The organism is Mesorhizobium sp. M7A.F.Ca.MR.245.00.0.0 (assembly GCF_003997415.1).
GTDB lineage: Bacteria > Pseudomonadota > Alphaproteobacteria > Rhizobiales > Rhizobiaceae > Mesorhizobium.
In genome coordinates, this window is sequence record NZ_RZTE01000031.1 from 33,273 (window position 1) to 49,592 (window position 16,320).

The following is a 16,320-nucleotide window of genomic DNA, read 5'->3' on the forward strand; positions in this document are numbered from 1 at the left end:
GCCTCGCAAGAAGCTTGCCAGATTTCTTCACGCTCCAGACGCTGGCGCTGCCGTGGTCGCCGACGATTTCCAGAACCCGGTCGAGCAGGGCCTCGGCGTGTGGCGACACCAGAAGCAGCGTCGCCACCGCGATCGCGCCGCCGGCAACCGCCGCGCGGTCGAGCGTGGCGGCGATATCGGGTCCGATGCGGAAATCCTCGGCATGAATGAGGGCGCCATCCTGGCGCACACGCCAGCGGTCATGGAAGTTGCCCTGCGTGGCGCGCTCGCCCATCGCCAGGCGGCCGAAGACGGCGGCTTCCAGCACCAGCGCCTCGGCGCCGACGGCAAGCTCGACGTCGAGCGTGCGGGCAAAGGCCGCCCGGTCGAAGACGATGGTTTCCTGCGGCAGCCAGGCGATGCGCCCGTTTTCGCCGACCGACAAATTGACCCGCACTTCGGCACGGTCGGATGCCGCCCGGTAGATCTTCTCGCAGGCCTGGGTGGTGATCGATGCCGAAGCGGCCGCGCCGACATCCACCTCCCAGGCGATACGGTCGCCGCCGGTCATCCCGCCGGCGGTGTTGATCAGCACCGCTTCGAGCGGATCGGTCGAGACGGCCGGCATTCTTATCTTGGCGGCGCCGTCCTGATAGAGGCGCCGCAGGCGCGTGCGGCCCTCACTGAGCGCGCAGGAAAGCCGCGCGACGCCCGCAACGCGCTGCGTCGAAATCCCGTCATGTTCGCCGCTAGGTTCGCCCATATCCATGCCTGCACGTTAAGCACTCCGTCGGCTTTGTCGATATGGAGTTCGATATAGCTTGTTGCTTGACAACGTTTCGGTTTCTATAGAGGGAACCACCTTGGTACGGTCATGCTGCGCTTGGCGGGGGTATTAAACGACGACGGCGGCTTGATACCAGGAGAAAAAGGGGCGCTGCTCAGTTGGCGTCGGGAAACGTCGAGATAGTGGGGAAGGAACCGAATGGCCGACCAGCTGGCAACGGATATCATCGCGAAGATCAAGGCTCATGCCGAGCCGGGCGGCGAAGAAATCACCACCACCACCGAATTGACCTCGCTTGGCATCCATTCGCTCGAGCTGACGGAGATTATCTTCGATCTTGAGGAAGAGTATGGCATCGAGATCGAGATGAACACGGTCGACGCCTGGAGCAATCTGAAGAACGTCGGCGACATGGTCGAAGCTGTGCGCGCGCTGATCGCGAAAAAAGCCTGAACTGAATGCGGCAGCGCGTTGTCATCACCGGCATGGGCGGCATTTGCGGGCTCGGCACCAGCGCGCCCGCGATCTGGAACGAGATGCGCGCCGGCCGCTCGGCCATCGGCCAGATCACAAGTCCCCAACTGCATGATTTGAAGGTCAAGGTCGGCTGCGAAATCAAGGCGCTTCCCGATCACGGAATCGACCGCAAGCAGACCGTGTCGATGGACCGCTTCAGCCTGCTGGCGACCATCGCAGCCAGGGAAGCCATGCAGCAGTCCGGCCTGGTTTCGAACGAGAACACCACCTATCGGATGGGCACCGTCGTCGGTGTCGGCGTCTGTGGCTGGGAGGCGATCGAAGAGAGCTATCGCGCCATCCTGGTCGAGGGCAAGAACCGCGCCGGTATCTTCACCGTGCCAAAGGTCATGCCAAGTGCGGCCTCCGGCCATGTCAGCATGAATCTGGGCCTGCGCGGGCCGGTCTTCGGCGTCACCTCTGCCTGCTCCTCATCCAACCACGCCATCGCCTCGGCCGTCGACCAGATCAGGCTTGGCCGCGCCGATGTGATGGTCGCCGGCGGCACCGATGCGCCGCTGGTTTGGGGCATCCTGAAGGGCTGGGAAGCATTGCGCGTGCTGGCGCCCGATACCTGCCGGCCATTCTCGGCCGATCGCCAGGGCCTGTCGCTCGGCGAGGGGGCCGGCATGGCGGTCCTGGAAACCTACGAGCATGCCATGGCGCGCGGCGCCACCATCCTTGCCGAGGTCGCCGGCGCCGGCCTCTCCGCCGATGCCTCCGACATTGTCGCGCCGACCGTCGAAGGGCCGACAGCGGCGATGCGCGCCTGCCTGGCCGATGCCGGCTTCAATCCCGAGGATGTCGACTACCTCAACGCCCATGGCACCGGCACCAAGGCCAACGACCAGATCGAGACGGCAGCGATCAAGCGCGTCTTCGGCGACCATGCCTATAAGCTTTCGGTGTCGTCGACCAAATCGATGCACGCCCATTGCCTCGGCGCATCGGGGGCGCTGGAGATGATCGCCTGCGTGATGGCGATCCGCGAAGGCATGGTGCCGCCGACGGCCAATTTTCGAGAGGCCGATCCCGATTGCGACCTCGACGTCACGCCGAACGTGCCGCGCGAGCGCAAGGTGCGCGCCGCGATCAGCAACGGTTTCGCGTTCGGCGGCACCAATGCCGTGCTGGCCTTCAAGGCCGTCTGATCTAAGGGGCGCGCGATCTGCCCCAGGCAGACCATTCCGTTGACTGTTCGTGCACGACGAAACCTTCACCGCCATATTGATCGTGCCGTGCGCCGCGTCTAATCCTTGGCCGACCCGCCAAGACCGCGCCGCTCTGCGCGAACCCCATTCAGGAGTTTCCATGGCAGACCTGTCCGACTTTCCGATCGCAACGCGTTGGCCGGCCAAGCATCCGGACCAGCTCCAGCTCTATTCGGCGACAACGCCGAACGGCGTGAAGATATCGATCGCCCTGGAGGAGCTCAGCCTGCCCTATGAGCCGCATCTGGTCAACATCGGCAAGAACGAAAGCTGGACACCGGAATTCCTGTCGCTCAACCCCAACGGCAAGATACCGGCGATCATCGATCCGAACGGTCCGGACGGCAAGCCGATCGGCCTGTTCGAATCCGGCGCCATCCTGCTCTACCTCGCTGAAAAAACCGGCCTGCTCATGCCCATCGATGCCGCGCGCCGCTACGAGACCATCCAGTGGGTGTTCTTCCAGATGGCTTCGGTCGGGCCGATGTTCGGCCAGGTCGGCTTCTTCCACAAATTCGCCGGTCGCGAGATCGCCGACAAACGCCCTCTGGAGCGCTATCGCGACGAGTCAAAGCGGCTGCTCGGTGTGCTCGACGGCAGGCTGAAGGGGCGCAAGTGGATCATGGGCAATGACTACACCATCGCCGACATCTCGCTGCTCGGCTGGGTGCGCAACCTGATCGGATTCTACGAAGCGCGCGAACTCGTCGGCTTTGACGATTTCGTCAATGTCTCGACATGGCTGGAGCGCGGCCTGGCGCGGCCGGCGGTGCAGAAAGGCCTGACCATCCCGGCCAAGGTATAGCCGAACCAGCCTCCGAAGCGCGGCTATTTCGCCTTCGCTTTGGCCTTCGAACCGCCTTTGCCCATGACGGAAGCGGCGAGCGAGGCAGCACCTCGGGCGGCGACCATGACCGCGCCGGCAGCGACGTTGGCCGTCGCCTTGGCCGTGCGCATCGCACTGCCGCTCAGGGAGTCGCTGGAACTCGCGGGCTTCTTCGGCTTTGCGGCGTTCGGTGCGGCTTTCGCTGCGGCCGGCACCACTTTCTTCGGCGCTGCCTTGCCGAAGGCCGGCTTGGCGTCCTTCGAACGGGCTGTCATCGCCGGGCCGGCGCCGGCCTTGGATTGGGTCGCCTTGCCCTTGACGGGCGCGGGCTTTCTTGCCTTGGTTGCCATTGGACCGAATCCCTCTTTTGGCACAATTGCCGTGTCGGGATAACGGCCTGAAAGTCTTAAGGTTCCCCTTGCGCAATCCGTCGAATCAAGCGGAACGGCCGATCACAAGATCGGCAGCCCGGCGCCGCGCCAGCACGCGCTCGATGTTGGGCAGGTCGTTGGACGCGATCCAGGCGCGCGCATCTTCATCGGAGCGGCCATGTCCGTGCCAGCGCTCCATCAGGCGGCGCTCGAGCTCGTTGCGCGGCACGTCGACGAAGATCGAGAAATCGAACAGCGGCGCCAGCCGCGACCACGGCTCTTCGTCAAGCAGCAGATAGTTGCCCTCGACCAGGATGAACTTGGTTTGCGTGGCGACGATCGAGGCGGCGGCGCGCGACAGCTCCATGCTGCGGTCGAAGACCGGGATGGCGATGTCGGGTTCGCCGGCACGGATACGCTTCAGCAGGGCCTCAAACCCGGCAAAGTCGAAGGTTTCCGGCGCGCCCTTGCGCGCGCGCAGGCCGCGCCGCTCGAGCACGGCGTCGTCATAGTGGAAGCCGTCCATCGGCACGACTTCCGCCGCCCCTTCGGGCAGCAGTTCATGCAGCCTTGCCGACAGCGTCGACTTGCCGGAGCCTGGTGGACCGGCAATGGCGACGATGAAGCGGTTTGCCTTGCCGGCGCGTTTGAAGATGGTGGCGGCGAGATGGGCGATTTCGGACATGAGAGCCTCTCCGGCCTGGATGATCGGCACGATAATTTCCGCTGTATCTTGTCGGCAGTTGGCGGAAATTTCAAATCGGGATTTGAGCTATTGGAGGCGGTCTTTTGCCAAAGTTGGCGCCGCCCCTCATCGCCCTGCCGGGCACTTCTCCCCGTATAGTGACGGGGAGAAGGGGCCAGCCGCAATCTCGGCGCCTACTCTGTAACGCTGGTAGTTGGCGAAATCGGTGATGAGAGCACCCTCTCCCCGTCACTATACGGGGAGAGGGTGCCGGCAGGCAGGTGAGGGGCGGCGCCAACTTTGGCAATTGATGGGAACCCTTGAACGAACAGAAGTCAGCTGTGCTGTTCGTTCAGGCAGCCACAGGCTGCCCAATACGCAGGAAATCGCTGTCGAAGGGAACCTCCCGCGCCGCGCCACCAGTTGCCAGTCGCATGCGGCCATCCGCCGTCGTGACCTCCTGCGGCGGCTCGCCGCCCGACAGCGGTATCGCGCCGATGACATGGCGAAAGGACACGCTTTGGCTTTCGCCCAGCGCAAAGGCGGTCGCTACCCCTTCGCGCCTCAGCCAGTTGTCGCCGATCGAGGCGGCATGGCCGACGGCGGCGCGGCCATCCTCGATGCCGAGCACGCCAAGGTGGCGGCCGCTCCACGGCGCGTAGTCGCGCCCGCCATTGCTGAACCACAGCATGGTGATCGGCAGCTCGGCCGGGTTCTTCAGCACCAGCACCAGATCGTCCTCGGCCTGTCGTGCAAGCGCGGTCCAGCCCGGTCCGCCATGATCCGTCTCGACCAGCGTGAGGAAATCCTCGCGCAGGTCGCCCATGCGGTATTCCGTCAGGTCGAGCGTGCCGCCGCCTGCGGCGGGGAAATAGCCGAGATCGGCGGAGCGCGCCGGATAGGCCAGCAGGAAGCGGCCGCGGGCGGGATCGGGCTCCAGCGGATCGTCCAGCGTCGCGGCAAAACGCTTCGGCGAAAAGGCCAGCCTGCCGCCGCCCGTCATTGCCGTCATAGGGTGATGGGCGACCGAGATCGCACCATGGCCACCAGAAAACACATGTTCCTGGTAGAGGAAGGGATGGCCGTCGCGCAGCGTCAGGATCTTGTCGACCGAAGCGCCCATCACCTTGTGCCGCAGGCGGTAGACGGCTCGCCAGCCATCCCCTGTAGCAGCACTATCGACCACATCCCAGGCGCTGTTGGCCGGCCAGCCATGCAGCGGCGCCTCCTCGACATCGCTGCGCGAAAACGGCGCGCAGAGAAAATCGCCGGACAGCCGAACCGTGCCTTCCGGCAAATTGTCCGGCAGCGTCTCGCCCGCATCGACCCAGGGCGCGCGATGCAGCGGCTTCAGCTGCCGCCCGCCGCCCTCGACGACCATGTCGGCGATATGGCCGACCGTGAGGTCGAGCGAAACCGAAATGCCCCGGGCCTTGATGGTGTGGATGGTCATTGTGCTCTCACCGATTCTGCAGGCGCAAACTGGCCTGTTCGGCGGCACTTGCGCAAGCATTGCGGCAGGCATTTTGCATCAGTTGTCACTCTCCCGCATCGCATATGGATTCTTTCGAAGAGGACCCCCACGCTAACCCTCCCAACAAGGGGGAGGGAACGCTGCCGCGTGCCTTAATTGTTCTTTCTTTGCCCCGAAAAGACAGGCGACTAGCCTGGGTCGGCGCCAACGGAAGTCTCCCTCCCCCTTGTGGGGAGGGGTTAGGGGTGGGGGTCCGTGCCGGGCAGACATCTCAAGAATTCCACGTGCGATAGCCCCCACAAGGGGAGGGTGGGCGCCTCTACTGCCGCTTGTATTCCCGTATCGGCGACTTGGTGTCATCGGTGTAGGTGACCTGCACCGACATCGATTTCACGCTGTCGGCGACCTTGAAATAGGGCTGGTAGTCGTAGGGGATGGCGTAAGGGTCCTTCTTGTCGCAAGGCGGCATCTTGATCTCCTTGTCGAGTGCCGCGCCGTTCAGGCTGTAATGCACCTGCTTGATGGCGCAGCGGTAGGACAGCATCTGGGTGAAATAGACCAGGCCATGGTTGCCGCTGGCATCGAAGGCGATCCACGAGGTCCAGAACTGGTCGAGGATCTGCTTGTTGCCTTGCTGGAGTGCTGTCTCGGGGTCGAAGCGGATGTCGAACGGGCCGGTCTCGCGGCCCCTGATGTCGAGATATTTGATCGCGATGATCCCCGCCACGGTGCTGTCGGGCATCTCGAAGCTCGGATTGGCCATCGGCTTTCCGGTCGTCTGATCGTTCATCGCCAGGAAACCGGTGTCGGTGAACGGACCGCTGTCGCCCATGCGCCAGGAGATGGCGGTCGCCGGCTCCGGCAGCGAGATGGTCATCGACCAGCCCTGGTTGGAGCGCATCGGCGTCAGCGAAGGCACGAAGCGGGCGGGATCGAGCACGTCGCCGAGTGCCGCCAGCCGGCTGCGGCTGCGGTCCAGCCAGTCGGCGAGCTGCGTCTGGTCGACGAAATATTTGAGCAGCCCGCCATCCTTTTCGTAGGACCTGAATTTGGTCAGCGCCTTGGCCTCGTTGCGCTTGTCGGCCAGCGTCTGGGCGCCGAGCCGATCTTCCGAAAACTCCTGCGCCAGCAGGAAATAGGCCGGCGCGAAATCCGCATTGGCCGCGATGAAGGCGTTGAGCTTGTCGAGGCGCTGGGCGTCGTCGAACTGCTGGATATGCACCAGCTTGATCGACAGCGCCTTGCCCTTGTCGGCAAGCGCGCCGAACACTTCGCGCGCGCCGGCCTTGCCGTCCTGCACCCGAAGCAGCGTGGCAAAGCGCGTGTAGGGGTCGATGGCGTCGACGTCGAAGCCGGCGAAGGCGAGGTAGGAGCGCCGTGCATTGAGCATGTCGCCGGACAACTCGTAGACGCGGGCATTGTGGTAGAATTCGTCCGGCCGCTTCGGCTCGGCAATCGCCCCGCCCTGCGCGGCCAAGGCGGCAAAGCCCTTGGCGATGGTGTCGATCGAGGCGGCGATCTGCTGCGTCGTTTCTTGCAGCTTCTCGGTCTGGGCCTGCTGCTGCGCCTGGCCGGCGGCCAGCGTCTCGGTCTGCTTCTTCACCTCGTCGGTGGTCTTCTGCACCTCCGCCGTCTGCTGCGTCTGCTGCTGCTGGGCGTTAGCGATCTCATCGGCCTTCTTCGCCACCGTGTCGGTTGTCTGCTTGACCGCCTCGACCGTCTTCTGCGTTTGCGTGACGGTCTGCTCGATCCTGGCCACTTTTTCGGACACGATGCCCATCGACTGCTGCAGCCCGGCAATGGCCGGCACCAGGCTTGCGATCACCCCGTTCTGGGCGTTGGTCTGCTGCTGCAGGCCGTAGACGCCGCCGGCGACGGCCGCCGCTGTTGTGGCGAAGATCAAGGCCGGCAGCGCTCTGGCCGCCAGCACCAGCCTGAGCACGATGGCAATGGCGATGATGATTGCGGCCACCGCGGCGATCAGCGCGATATAGGCGGCGAACGGCGCCAGCGGATTGAGGATGTCTGATACGGCACCCCCGATAAAGGCGACGCTGCCGGCCCATTTGCCGGTGCGGCTGAGCGATGCCCTGATAAGCGAGGGCGCAGCGCCCCCGGCCCCGATATTCGTCATGCCAAGCCCCCAAGCCCTGAGATACCACGCCCCTTCCCACGGGAAACGCGGCCCTGGCAAGGAAAGACACGGGAAAACCGGCGTTTTCGGGGCGGCCGGCAAGCTTGCGAGGCTCGACAATCCGGGGACTGTCAGACATTAACCAAATGGACGCATCACTTGCGTTACGTTAGCTTCGTCTTCTCTCCGCAACAGCCGACCCCAGAACAGTCCTGCCCTTGTCCAACCTGCGCCCCCTTCCGCTCATCCAGAGAGTTTTTGCGGCACTCGCCCTGCTGGTGCTGCTGGCCGGCTGCTCGACCACGACGCCGCCCGACAGCGTGCTGGCCGTGCCGGCGCCGGCGCAGAAATATGCGGCCATCGTCGTCGACGCCAGGACCGGCAAGCAGCTGTTCGAGGTCAGCTCGACGGCGCAGCGCTACCCGGCCTCGCTGACCAAGATGATGACGCTCTATCTGCTGTTCGAGGCGCTGGACTCCGGCCGCGTCAGCAAGCAGACGCAGATCCCGGTTTCGGACCATGCCGCCTCGCAGCCGCCGACCAAGCTGCGCTTCCGGCGCGGCGAGAGCATCGACGTCGATTCGGCGATCCGCGCCATCGTCGTCAAATCGGCCAATGACGTGGCGGTGGCGGTCGGCGAATATCTCGGCGGCAGTGAAGATCAGTTCGCCGCCATGATGACCTCCAGGGCGCGCCAGCTCGGCATGACCAGCACCACCTTCCGCAACGCGTCGGGCCTGCCCGACGGTGGCCAGATGACGACGGCGCGCGACATGGCGGTGCTCGGCATGGCGCTGCGTCAGCGCTTCCCCCAGCAGTTCCACTATTTCTCCGAAAGCGACTTCATGTTCCGCGGCAAACTCGTGCGCGGCCACAACGACATGCTCGGCCGCGTGCGCGGCGTCGACGGCATCAAGACCGGCTACATCAGGGCCTCCGGCTTCAACATCGTCACCTCCTACAACGCCGACGGCCGCAATTTGATCGTCGTGGTGATGGGCGCCGACTCAGCCCGCCAGCGCAACGACCATGTCGAGGCGCTGATCCAGCGGAGCCTGTCGCCGACCATGGACGGCGCCAAGACCAGGCTGATGTTCGCCGAGCAGTAGTGGGACGCGGGGCGGTTCGCGTCTGGGTGCTCGGCTGCCGCCCACCACTTCGTCATCCACGGGCGAAGCAAGGAGCGTAGCGACGCGGCGCAGACCCGAGGATCCATGCCGGGACTCCAAACGCGTCACCATGGTGCAGAACCTTGCGCACGCTGGCAGGACAGAGGGGGGTGATTGGCGCCAACATCGGGCAAGTTCTTCACCGCAAGCGACACTCGCAGGTCGCGGCATGGATCCCTTGGGCCGCGAAGCAGCTCCAGGGGTCTGCGCGTCCGCTTCGCTCCCGCTCCGCCCGTGGATGACGAAGTCGGGAAGCGATCAAAAACACTTGTAGTCCCACGAAATCCGTCGCGATGCGGGCGATGTTGCGGCATACGTCGCCCAGCACCACCAGGAGCCCACCATGAGCACCGTCCCCAAAACGCCCGAACAGGCGGAAGACAACCAGCACGACAGCGGCGGCGAATATTTCGAGGCGCCGATCGTCGGCGAGCTGGAGACCGATCCGGTATCGGACGAGCATTTCGAGACGCCCGAAGTGCCGGACTCCGAACCCGCGGGCCCCGGCGCCCACCGCGGCAAGCCGAAGAAAAAACCGTCGGCGATCTCGGGCCGCAAATTCCGCAAGCGCGATCTGGTGCGCATCGACACGCTGCGCCCGAGCCTCGCCGACCGCATCCGCTCGGACCATCCCGACCTGCCGGCAGGCGCCCGCATCAGCCGCGCCGAGCTCGGCCGCTACCGCATGCGCTACATGGAGGAGCTGCTGCAGCAGGAGCACGGCGAATTCTCCGAGCTCGACCGCCAGGTGGTCGAATCGATCGCCAGGCAGGACACGATTTCCGAAAACTCGGAGGAGGAATTCGAGGAGCACCGCACCTTCGCCGACCGCGTCTCCGACAACATGGCTGCCTTCGGCGGCAGCTGGTGGTTCCTGATCTCGTTCGGCAGCGTGCTGCTGGTGTGGATCGGCATCAACCTGCTCGAAGGCATGAGCGCCGCCTTCGATCCCTACCCCTTCATCCTGCTCAACCTGCTGCTCTCCTGCATTGCCGCCATCCAGGCGCCGATCATCATGATGAGCCAGCGGCGGCAGGAGTCCAAGGACCGCCTGCGCTCCTTCAACGACTACCGCGTCAACCTCAAGGCCGAGCTCGAAGTGCGCCATTTGCACGAAAAACTCGACTACCTCATCTCGCGCCAATGGACGCGCCTGGCCGAAATGCAGCAGATGCAGCTGGATGCGATGCACGAACTGGCCGGCGCGAAGAAGCCGAAGCGGGCCGTGCGCGGGCGGAGGACGGTCGAGGCGGGGGCGGGAACCTGATAGGCCGCAGCCTGGATGCACCGGGCCCAAGTCGCTGCGCCAATCGCCAATTGCCCGTTGAAGCCCGCGCCCGCTTCCGCTAAGAAGCCGTGACTTGCCGGTTCACCGGCTGGTTCGTTTTCCGGATCGTCGGTCCTGAAAGCACCCGTAGCTCAGCTGGATAGAGCGCTGCCCTCCGAAGGCAGAGGTCACAGGTTCGAATCCTGTCGGGTGCGCCACTCCGAGACGTCAGTGGCAATTGACATTCGACTTTAGTTCGAAACCGATCTGTTTAGCTCTCCACTCTTCAGTTTTCGCCCATTAGCCTCAAAGGATTGTCCACTTTGAATCGAGTGGCAGGTCCCGTTTTGGGGTGGCGATCCTCCGTGATCAGGTGCGGTTCCAACCTTAGGATGCCACCGCTTGGGCGATGTCCTCTCTAATCGTTTCCACGTCTAGGTAGGGCAGGTTGGCCAAGCTGATCGTGTAACGTACCGTCAGCACGCCATTCGGCATGGTGAAATCTGGCGGCAGTTGCGGAAATTCCTCATCCACCTCGAAGATCTGTGCGTCCCTGATATGGAAGCGAACCAAATCTGGCGAGCGTCTCATCTCATCGGACCAGTCCAGGCCGTCGAGTTTAGTCAAGAAGCCGTCGACGGCCGCCGGATCATGTCGGATTGCGTCCGTTACCCCATCGATCAAGGAACAGATAGACTGAGCCCCCATCACTGACTCCTCCAATTGGATCGAGGCAAACAGCAGACGGCGATCTTCGGGCGCCCTTAGCTGGTCGATTCGGGAAATGTCGTGCTCATGCCGACTCTTCGTTGTGGTTTTGACCTCCATGTGCAGGCGAAAGCTCACAAAATCATGTCGCTCGCGATCGGGCCCGCTCCACAGGTGGACGGCCTCCGGTCCCAGAGCAGGCAGCCAGAGTAATTGCAGCACCAGCAATTCCCCAGCCAGACCTATCTGGACTGGACGCGACATCGGCTGACGTAGCGGTCGCCATGCGGACTGCCAAGCGCGCACGATAGCTATGGCAGCAGACCAAGGGTCACGCCCTTCAATTATAATGGCTTCCACTAGTTCGCCGCAGAGCGCGGCGAACATCTTCTCATGGGCGGCGGGCGAACAGAGATCGAGGCAGGGGTGCTCGTCGAGGCGGCTCTCACGCAGACGAAGGCCGTTGTAGTCTGGCGGGACAGGCCGTCGCGGCGGTCCCAAGGTGGGAGCTAGCAGGTGCAGGTCGCCGGAGGCGTCTATGGCGAGCCGCAGCGGTGTCTCTGCATTGTCGGAAACGATAGCGGCGGACTGGATCTGGTCTTCTCCGATGGGACGCGTAGTCCTGAGAGTCCGCCAAGTTTCGACGAATGTCGCCGTCATTCACCGACACCCCGATTAACGAGGGTGCTGGAGCGTCCGTCCGAGGTGTAGGGAAGACTCAGCGCCGGTGCAATTACCGCGTCCACACCTTCGACGTCGAAGACCGACGGATCCAGCGGATAAATCATCAGCAACGCTTGGGTGGAAGGTCTGGCGGACCGCATAGCATCGGCGTCGTAGTTGCCCGATAACCGGCGATAGGCACCAGCGCCTCCTGGCAGATCTGCACCCTCGTGTCGAGGATCGATCAGAATACCAATGCTCTCGCTGCTCATGCGCCGTCGGGTCACCAAACCGGTCTCGACGCCGCCCACCTTGATCATCGCGCCTTGGGCGCCGGCCAGGAGCACGGACCAGTCGACCAGTTCTCCTTCGGCCACCCGCTGCATGATCCAGTCAGCGATTTCGCCGCCGCGCATCGCGAAACTGTCCGGATGCGGCTGGTAGGCGCGCAAGAAGTCGCAGACGATCTCTGGCGGCAGGTCGCGGAACAGCCGACTACCAGCTATTTCTTGGGCCGGACCACACAGGGCGATTAGCCGATCCGCCAGGATTCGATTGGCCCGTAGCCGCGCTTGGTCGTATAGCGGCAAGATCACCGTCTGCGGATGTTCGCCCGACCACGACTGACGCAGCGCATCCGCCATACCTGACTTGTTGCGCGCGGTGAGCAGCAGCGCGCTGTGAGCGCGCAAGCGAATCGCCATCTCGGACGGCCGGCGGCCGGCCCTGTAGAGGGCGTGGAGGCTGTCACGCAAAGACTCCTCGACCAGCGCCAACTCTGTAAACCATTGCGCGATCCCGTCTGTAGTCCAGATTCGGATAAGATCCTCATATCCAGAGCGGAAGCCATACCAGCGCGCCATCTGCAGCAGGGTGTCTGCCATGGAAGCCGTTCGTAGGAAGTAGGAGATGGTCAGGCCCTCGAGCGTCAGGCCGCGCGACAGGCGGTTTCCTCCAACCGCGACAATGTGACGACCGGGCCGTTCAGTGTATTCGAGATTCTCGCCCGTGACGCTGTTCAGCTCGACGACTACCAGTCGTTCAAGTGCCGCGATCGCTGCGTCGACCGTCACTAAAGGCTCAGCCGGCAACTTAACGCCACTGAAGTGTTGCTTTAGCACCTCTGCAAACAGGGCCGCCAAGTCATGGCCCTGGCGCCGTGCTTCAAGCCAGTAGTTTAATTGATACTCGATCGCCGCTCGAACTCGCGCTTGGTCTTCAACCCGCACGCTGACGTGAACGAGCATGGTGTGGGGCTTGCCCTGAAGGCTTGGCCGACTTTCGCGGATGGCTGCGGCGATGCAGAAAGCAACGAGGGCCTCGGCCAGGGAATCGGGCAGTAATTGGTTCTGCGGACCGACGATCACCGGCGCCGACGTTCGCCGCGTCATCGCTTGGCGAAGTTCACCCACGTCTTCGTCGCGCACCTGCCGAAAGACATCGCGCTCCTGGGCGGAGACGCCGAATAGTTCCTCTGTTCCTGTGTAGCCCTCGGGCCTAGGCAACTGGAGAGCGAAGTCTCGGGGGAAGAGGTCCTCGCCGACCTCCCGGTCGACGGCATCGGGGTCGATAAAGATGTTGGCAAATGGGGTTGCGGTATAGGCCACATAAGCTGCCTGGGGCGCGCGCCTAAGGATTGAGCGGATCATCGAATTAGTCGCCGTCGGCCCCAAGCTCGTAGCGGCAGCAACAGCATCGGAATCCAGAGACGGGTCGGGCGCGCGGTTGCCGCGCGTATTGATAGAGGCCTGATCGGCCTCATCGTCGATAACCAGGACCGGCATGTGGTCGAGCCTCGCGGCTGCTGCCTCAAGCCAAGCGTCTATCCGGCGGAGTATGGAGACATTCTTCTTGGCCACGATCAGGAAGGCGCCGGTTCGGTCGAGAACTTCCGCGCCCGGATCCTTAAAATCCTGCGTCTCTCCCGTGAGCACGGTCCAACGCGGGCCGCCGGGGTCGCTGCGCCCGATGAGCTCGTCCTCAAGCCGGAACTGCGTCTGGCTGCGTAGGGCGTCGTGGATGCCGGACAGCACAATGACCACCCTGTAGCCGGCGTCGACGGCGCGCGCCGCCACAGCTGTGTAATTGGCGGTCTTGCCGCTCTGGACATACCCCACTACCAGCCCACGCCCTTGGAACGGTGTTTCCGACCGTGGATCCGGCAGGTGTCTCAGGACCCGTGCAGACTCTGATGCCAAGCTCTCTACCTGCGGCGCCTTCCAGCGTGCACTGGCGAGGAGCCGGCGTTCAAGTCGCGTCCAGTTCCCTTCCTCAACCTCGGGAAGACTATCTGTCCAGTTGGCGCGGGCTGCACGCAATTCCTGGATGCGAAGCGAGCTCATGCGTCAGCTGCGTCGTCGATTAGCATCTGCTGCAAGTCGAGCCGATCAAGGTCTTCCAGAAACGCTGCTAGCGCCTCCGTGCCCACCTCGTTGGAGCCGAGCGCGTTGGCCAATTCGACGAGGGCTGGACTTACGTCGCCGATCTGGAGACTGCGGCTGCCCTTCAGATCCGTCGTGATCCTCCAGGCGAACTTGCCGGTCGTTACTTTGCGCACGCTGATGGGCGGCGCGGGCGTTGGGAACTGAGGGGGCGACGTTGAGGCATCTATTGTCGCTGGCCCGCTTGGTTCACCAAACGCCCCAGGGCTGGACACCGGTCCGACCGGGAGCGGAAAGGGGCGCGGAGGCGGCGTCGGCCGAGGTTTGCGATACTTGGCTTGGCTGGCCTTTCGTACCGTATCCGCCAGCGGCTTGATCCGGCTCTGAAGGTAGCCCGGCAGGCGGACAGTCTGCTTGGAAATGTTAATCTGAAAGGCTTCGTCCAGTGCCGGATCAAAATCGACCAGAACTCGCGCCAACTTGGTTTTCTCGTCGTTAGTGGCCCAAAGGTCATGCCACCCGCCCCAGCGGATTAGCCGGTCATTGCGATACAGAAACAGCCCCTGAGTGTCATTGCGTCGACCCCAATAGCCAATGCGGTCGGTGGCCGCCTGCCAGCCATCCCCATGGTGCTTGCGGAGTTCGTCCTCTGACGGCAGCACGATTGGCTGAACCTTCACCTCCGCCGATCCGCCTTCATGTTCAACCTTAAGCGTCTTGACGTCATGGCGTTCACTGAGCGGATGACCGGCCGGCCCGTTGCTTTCGACTGCTATATTGTTGATCCAGATCTTGAGCGGCGCCCGGCCTTTGGCGTCGCCATCTAAGAATCGATGGAAGACCAAGCCCAGATGCCGGTTGAGCTCCTGAATCTCAGCAACATGGGGCGACACTCCCTTGATCGACGGCGCAGTTGTCGGGGCCTTCATATTTTTCCAGAGCACCACAGTGCCATGTTCGCCCGGATCAGCAGCCCCGATTTCCCAGTCTTCCAGCGGTTCCTCGTCGACCTGCCAGTCCGCCATGTTGTCTTGGTCCCAGCCGAGGTGATGGGCTTCCCCACCCTTCTGGCGCGTCACCACTTTAAAGTTGCGTGCCTGGGACCAGGAGGCGCCCTTTAGACCGAAGCCGTATTTGCCGAGGCTCCGGCCGTCATAGTCGGCTTCTCCGCCGATCCGTATCGCCTCCTCCAACTGCTCGGGCGACATGCCATGGCCATTATCGCGGATCGCCATCCAGCGGCCATTGCCACTGTTGGGCGGATCGAAACTAATCTGGATCTCGGTTGCGTCAGCCGAGATGGCGTTGTCGATAATGTCTGCGACCGCGCTGACAAAGTTGTGGCCAGAGGCACTGAGCATAGTTGGCAGTCGTGTCGGGCCAGGCGGCAGACGGCGCCCTGCGGGTTTGACGCTTTCGATTGTTTCAGTTGAGGAAGAGGTGTTGGTCATTTCGAGATCCTGTAAGCTCGGGACGCTAAACAAGTCAGGCCGGGCTTCGTTCAGAAACTTGTGGATGCGCGGCGCCTCGTACGGTTCGAGGGCGATCATGCTGGCACGCGCTAAGCCGGACGTAGCCCCATCCGCAAGGATGGCTAAAGCCGTAGGATCGTCTCGGGGGAAGACCACCCATGCTCCCACAGCTGGCTGGACCCCAGCGTCGACTTCCATAGCAAACAAGCAGTCCGGCTCGACGAAGTGATACAGCTGGTCGTCAGGGCAGTTGCCCTCAAGCCGCCAGTTTTTACCCTGTCGCTTCAGGAAATAGTTTAGGGTACGCGGGCCATCATCGGTGTCATATCGCAGATTTAACGCGATGCGATCGGTATCCTCCGCGACCGGGAAGACTCGATCGACGACCTCACCATCGAAGTTGATGGCGCGCTGGCGCGATCCCTCCCGGCCACTACGACGATAAGCATGGAACATGCCCAATTCACTGTGCTGCAACTGCCTCAGGATTAGGAATTTCATCGCCCCTCCATTCGGTGCCTTGTCCAGCTTTTGTTTCGATTGGACCATAGGCGAAATTGGCCGGGGGCCACAATCCTTGATAGCTCGCGCCGATAGCTATGCAACCAGGACTTCGGATAGCTACCCGAAGACGCCATCTTGTGCCGAGATACAATTGCCTGGATGATGGATTAGAT

Annotated in this window: 13 protein-coding genes and 1 tRNA gene; 6 read left to right on the plus strand and 8 right to left on the minus strand. The window is 63.2% G+C overall.

The window, feature by feature from the left end:
• A partial coding sequence (locus EOB80_RS25235) for an urease accessory protein UreD (RefSeq protein ID WP_245466437.1) occupies window positions 1–742 on the minus strand: 742 nt, incomplete at its 3' end.
• 222 nt (window positions 743–964) lie between these two features.
• Here EOB80_RS25235 and EOB80_RS25240 point away from each other — a divergent pair.
• The 3 genes from EOB80_RS25240 to EOB80_RS25250 all read left to right on the plus strand — a co-directional run bounded on the left by EOB80_RS25240 (window position 965) and on the right by EOB80_RS25250 (window position 3,298).
• Complete coding sequence (locus tag EOB80_RS25240) at window positions 965–1,219, plus strand: acyl carrier protein (RefSeq protein WP_013528393.1); 255 nt, start codon at window positions 965–967, stop codon at window positions 1,217–1,219.
• A 5-nt stretch (window positions 1,220–1,224) separates the two neighbouring features.
• The gene (locus tag EOB80_RS25245) at window positions 1,225–2,433 is read left to right on the plus strand and encodes a beta-ketoacyl-[acyl-carrier-protein] synthase family protein (RefSeq protein ID WP_127330471.1); all 1,209 of its coding nucleotides are present in this window, start codon (window positions 1,225–1,227) and stop codon (window positions 2,431–2,433) included.
• Between the two features lie 160 nt (window positions 2,434–2,593).
• On the plus strand, window positions 2,594–3,298 hold the full coding sequence (locus tag EOB80_RS25250; protein ID WP_127330473.1) for a glutathione S-transferase N-terminal domain-containing protein: 705 nt from the start codon (window positions 2,594–2,596) through the stop codon (window positions 3,296–3,298).
• 23 nt (window positions 3,299–3,321) lie between these two features.
• On the opposite strand, the gene EOB80_RS25255 is transcribed toward EOB80_RS25250, so the two are convergent.
• The 4 genes from EOB80_RS25255 to EOB80_RS25280 all read right to left on the minus strand — a co-directional run bounded on the left by EOB80_RS25255 (window position 3,322) and on the right by EOB80_RS25280 (window position 7,983).
• Window positions 3,322–3,669, minus strand: coding sequence for a hypothetical protein (locus tag EOB80_RS25255; protein ID WP_127330475.1), 348 nt, complete (start codon window positions 3,667–3,669; stop codon window positions 3,322–3,324).
• An 85-nt stretch (window positions 3,670–3,754) separates the two neighbouring features.
• Window positions 3,755–4,375: a nucleoside triphosphate hydrolase gene (locus EOB80_RS25260; RefSeq protein ID WP_127318256.1), complete on the minus strand. Its 621-nt coding sequence runs from the start codon at window positions 4,373–4,375 to the stop codon at window positions 3,755–3,757.
• 352 nt (window positions 4,376–4,727) lie between these two features.
• A complete protein-coding gene (locus tag EOB80_RS25270; RefSeq protein WP_127330477.1) occupies window positions 4,728–5,828 on the minus strand; it encodes a hypothetical protein in 1,101 nt (366 codons plus the stop codon).
• Between the two features lie 340 nt (window positions 5,829–6,168).
• Window positions 6,169–7,983, minus strand: coding sequence for a methyl-accepting chemotaxis protein (locus tag EOB80_RS25280; RefSeq protein ID WP_127330481.1), 1,815 nt, complete (start codon window positions 7,981–7,983; stop codon window positions 6,169–6,171).
• A gap of 218 nt (window positions 7,984–8,201) precedes the next feature.
• On the opposite strand from EOB80_RS25280, the gene EOB80_RS25285 reads away from it, so the two are divergent.
• The 3 genes from EOB80_RS25285 (at window position 8,202) to EOB80_RS25295 (ending at window position 10,637) form a co-directional block, all read left to right on the plus strand.
• The gene (locus EOB80_RS25285; protein WP_127330483.1) at window positions 8,202–9,092 is read left to right on the plus strand and encodes a D-alanyl-D-alanine carboxypeptidase family protein; all 891 of its coding nucleotides are present in this window, start codon (window positions 8,202–8,204) and stop codon (window positions 9,090–9,092) included.
• 403 nt (window positions 9,093–9,495) lie between these two features.
• Window positions 9,496–10,419, plus strand: coding sequence for a DUF1003 domain-containing protein (locus EOB80_RS25290; RefSeq protein WP_127330485.1), 924 nt, complete (start codon window positions 9,496–9,498; stop codon window positions 10,417–10,419).
• Between the two features lie 141 nt (window positions 10,420–10,560).
• Window positions 10,561–10,637, plus strand: a tRNA-Arg gene (locus tag EOB80_RS25295).
• A gap of 169 nt (window positions 10,638–10,806) precedes the next feature.
• On the opposite strand, the gene EOB80_RS25300 is transcribed toward EOB80_RS25295, so the two are convergent.
• Genes EOB80_RS25300 through EOB80_RS25310 form a run of 3 tightly spaced genes read right to left on the minus strand, consistent with a single transcriptional unit; the run spans window position 10,807 to window position 16,144 of the window.
• On the minus strand, window positions 10,807–11,787 hold the full coding sequence (locus tag EOB80_RS25300) for a PD-(D/E)XK motif protein (protein ID WP_127330487.1): 981 nt from the start codon (window positions 11,785–11,787) through the stop codon (window positions 10,807–10,809).
• On the minus strand, window positions 11,784–14,132 hold the full coding sequence (locus tag EOB80_RS25305) for a Z1 domain-containing protein (RefSeq protein ID WP_127330489.1): 2,349 nt from the start codon (window positions 14,130–14,132) through the stop codon (window positions 11,784–11,786). Before EOB80_RS25305 ends, EOB80_RS25300 begins: the two co-directional genes overlap by 4 nt.
• Window positions 14,129–16,144, minus strand: a complete 2,016-nt coding sequence (locus tag EOB80_RS25310) for an ATP-binding protein (RefSeq protein WP_164762710.1) — start codon at window positions 16,142–16,144, stop codon at window positions 14,129–14,131. The genes EOB80_RS25305 and EOB80_RS25310 overlap by 4 nt, the downstream gene beginning before the upstream one ends.
• Between the last annotated feature and the right edge of the window lie 176 nt (window positions 16,145–16,320).